The 4001-nt window shown below is 58.3% G+C and carries 1 protein-coding gene and 1 other annotated feature; the gene reads left to right on the forward strand.

Annotated features, from left to right (window positions below):
- Positions 1-67: 67 nt before the first annotated feature.
- Positions 68-339 (forward strand) — a binding site (T-box leader).
- 39 nt (positions 340-378) lie between these two features.
- Positions 379-3579: an isoleucine--tRNA ligase gene (ileS, locus tag JE47_RS0119680; RefSeq protein ID WP_031461380.1), complete on the forward strand. Its 3201-nt coding sequence runs from the start codon at positions 379-381 to the stop codon at positions 3577-3579.
- Positions 3580-4001: the final 422 nt, after the last annotated feature.

A 4001-nucleotide genomic window follows, 5' to 3' on the forward strand; every position in this document is an offset into this window, starting at 1 on the left:
CAGGGGGGAGGTGAGGGCCGCCAACACCCTACCTTGACGTAACGCCATTCCCGCCGTATACTGTCAAACAATGGCGATGACGGGGACGAGTACCTATCGCCTGCTCTTCAGCGAGCCTGGGATGGTGGAAGCCAGGTAGAAGCAGCGATAGCGAAAATCACCCCTGAGCTGGCAGGTGAACTGCCTGGTCGGATGACCTGCATAGTAGCTGCGCCCGGAACGCCCACCGTTATCGGGGCAGAGCGTTGTCTGACGCTCACAGAGTGCGATGATCCGTGATCACTGTTCACGGCATCGAAGTGGGGTGGTACCGCGGGGCTTCTGAGCCTCGTCCCCTAATGGGGACGAGGCTATTCGTTTGGTTCAGATGGAGGCACTATGTTCAGACCGGTTGATACAAATGTCAAATTTCCTCAGCTTGAAGAATCGATTCTTAGCTGGTGGGAAGCCAACGACATCGTCGCAAAATCGCTGGCAGCAGGCGAAAAGCCATTTGTCTTCTACGAAGGGCCGCCGACATCGAACGGTCGTCCGGGATTACACCACACCATCTCGCGCAGTTTCAAGGATGTGATCCTGCGCTATCGCGCCATGCAGGGCTATCGCATTATCGGTCGCCGTGAAGGTTGGGACACTCACGGCCTGCCGGTCGAAATCGAGATCGAAAAGAAGCTCGGTTTCAGCGGTAAACCTGATATTGAGCGCTTCGGGATCGCTGAGTTTAACCGTCTCTGCCGTGAAAGCGTTTGGGAATATATCCAGGACTGGAAGGCATTTACGAAGCGAATCGCGTTCTGGCTCAGCGAAGATGCCTATATTACTTACGAAAATGACTACATCGAGTCAACCTGGTGGATCTTCCGCCAGTTGTGGGATCGTGGTCTGTTGTTCCGCGACTACAAAGTGACCATGCACTGCCCCCGCTGTGGCACGAGCCTCAGCGACCACGAGGTTAGCCTCGGCGCTCGCGATGATGTAGATGATCCCAGTGTCTATATCAAGTTCCGCGTCAAGGGTGTCGTTGCTCCTCCACCGGCAGTCGATGGTACCCTTGAAGGTGCATTCTTGGTGGCCTGGACGACAACGCCGTGGACGCTGCCGGCCAATGTTGCCCTGGCCGTGAAACACGATGCGGAATACGTTGAAGTCGAGCACCATGGTGAGCGGTTGGTGATGGCTGCTGCGCTCGTGAATCAGGTGTTGCCGACCGATAGCTTCACCGTGTTGCGTCACTTCCGTGGCAACGATCTGGTTGGCCTGCGCTATGAACCCCTCTTCTGCGGTGTGCCCGGCGCCGGTGATACGGTCGATTGGGATACTGCCTATCGTGTGATCGCCGATGAAATCGTTAGCCTCGATGACGGTACCGGCATTGTACACATTGCGCCAGCTTACGGCGATCTTGAAGTTGGTCGGAAGCACGGCCTGCCAACCCTTTTCTCGGTCGGGTTAGATGGGCGGGTATTGCCTGAATTTGCCGACTTAGGCTTCGCCGGCAAGTTCTTCAAAGAGGCCGATCCGGACATTACGCGCAACTTGAAGCAGCGTGGTCTGCTCTTGCGCAGCGGTCGGGTACGCCACTATTATCCCTTCTGCTGGCGCTGTAGCACACCGCTCCTCTACTATGCTAAGCGTTCGTGGTACATCCGCACGACGGCGTTTAAAGCCGATCTGGTTGCCAACAACCAGCAAATCCACTGGGTGCCAGAACATATTCGCGATGGCCGCTTCGGCAACTGGCTCGAAAACAATATCGATTGGGCGATCAGTCGCGAGCGCTACTGGGGAACCCCCATCCCGATCTGGACGAACGCCGACGGTTCGTACATGGTCTGTATCGGCTCGCTCGCCGAGTTAGAGGAAAAGGTCGGTCGGTCGTTACGTGATCTCGACCTTCATCGTCCGTATATCGACGAGGTGGTGTGGGAAGACCCCGAACACGGCCTGATGCGGCGTATTCCTGATGTGGCCGACTGCTGGTTTGATAGTGGGGCAATGCCGGTTGCGCAGTGGCACTACCCCTTTGAAAACCGTGACATCTTCGAGATGGCTCATCCAGCCGACTACATCTGCGAAGCGGTGGATCAAACCCGTGGTTGGTTTTATACCTTACACGCCATCAGCACCCTGCTCTTTGATCGTCCGGCCTTCAAGAACGTGATCTGTCTTGGTCATATTCTTGATGAAAACGGGCAAAAGATGAGCAAGAGTCGCGGCAACGTGATCGAGCCGGAAGAGGTGATTAACGCCTACGGTGTTGATGCGTTGCGCTGGTACCTGTTTACCGCTGCACCTCCCGGCAATGCCCGTCGTTTCAGTATGGCGCTGGTGAGCGAAAGTATGCGCAAGTTCTTGCTCACACTCTGGAATACGTATGCTTTCTTTGTTACCTACGCCAACCTCGACCACTGGCAACCGGGTAGCGGACGTGCCGTTGATCTCCAACTAATCGACCGCTGGGCACTGGCCGCTCTTAACCAGCTTGTGCAGCAGGTGACCAATTCGTTCGAGGAATACGATGTTTACACGGCAGCCAATGCCATCGAACACTTTGTTGATGAGCTGTCGAACTGGTATGTGCGTCGCAACCGTCGCCGCTTCTGGAAGAGCGAAGCCGACGCTGATAAAGAGGCCGCCTACCAGACCCTCTACACCTGTCTGGTGACGGTAGCAAAGCTGGCGGCGCCGTTCATCCCATTTGTCAGCGAGGAAATCTATCGTAATCTGGTTGCCGAACGCGATTCGGCAGCCGCCGAGAGTGTGCATCTGGCGCGTTGGCCACAGGTCGATCAATCGCTGCTCGATCCGCAACTGGTCAGCGACACCGAAGCGCTCTTGACTGCCGTGTCGTTAGGTCGCGCAGCTCGCAAGCAGGCCAACTTGAAGGTTCGGCAGCCGCTGAGCGAAATCTGGCTGCGGGCGAGCACGCCTTCGCTCCTCAATGGGGTGCGGCGCTTTGAAGCCGATCTGCGCGATGAGCTAAACGTGAAAGCGGTGCGTTACCTTGATGCAAGCAGCGCGGTTGTCGAATACCGCCTGAAACCGAATCTACGCCTCGTCGGTAAGAAATTTGGTAAGCTGGTACCGGCGATCACCGCAGCACTACGTGATCTACAAGGCGACGCAGCCCGGACAGCAGCTCAGGCGGTGGAAGCTGGTCAGTCGATCCAGCTCACGGTAGACGGTCAGGTCGTTGAATTGCTCGCTGAAGAGGTGTTGGTTGAGAGTAGTGGGCCGGCGGGGTACGCAGTTGTGGAAGCCGATGGTATGCTGGTGGCGTTGAATACGACCGTTACCGAAGAGTTGCGACTTGAAGGCGCAGCTCGCGATCTGGTGCGCTACGTTCAAGATGCCCGTAAGAGTGCTGGCCTGGCGATCAGTGATCGTATTCACCTTTTCATCACCAGTCCCGACCAGGCCGATCTCCTGCATGCAACCCTGGCTCAATACGAACAGTATGTCAAAAATGAGACGCTATCCGTTGAGCTAACCGTTGCACCACCACCATCCACTGCCCATACCGAGACCCATGAGTTCGGCGAGGGTACCGTGACAGTGGGTGTGGTGAAAGCAGATTAGTTCGTCGATGCTCCGAATGTGTCCTCCAGGACGCGAGTCACTGGCCCGCGCTCCCAGGGTAGTGCTGACGTCGGTAGCGTGCGGGTCGGAGGCCCGCGCACCCAGGGAGCGCGGATGGCGGTCGTGTGCGGGTCGGAGGCTGGCGCACCCAGGGAGCGCGGATGGCGGTCGCATGCGGGCCGGAGGCCTGCGCACCCAGGGAGCGCGGATGGCGGTCGCATGCGGGCCGGAGGCCTGCGCACCCAGGGAGCGCGGATGGCGGTCGTATGCGGGCCAGAGGCCTGCGCACCCAGGGAGCGCCGATGGCGGTCGTATGCGGGCCAGAGGCCTGCGCACCCAGGGAGCGCCGATGGCGGTCGTATGCGGGCCAGAGGCCTGCGCACCCAGGGAGCGCCGATGGCGGTCGCGTGCGGGTCGGAGGC

The organism is Chloroflexus sp. MS-G (assembly GCF_000735195.1).
GTDB lineage: Bacteria > Chloroflexota > Chloroflexia > Chloroflexales > Chloroflexaceae > Chloroflexus.

What these genes read in the sequence shown, in the direction of transcription:
- ileS (WP_031461380.1), top strand. Translation starts at nt 379, where the DNA reads ATGTTCAGACCGGTTGATACAAATGTCAAATTTCCTCAGCTTGAAGAA.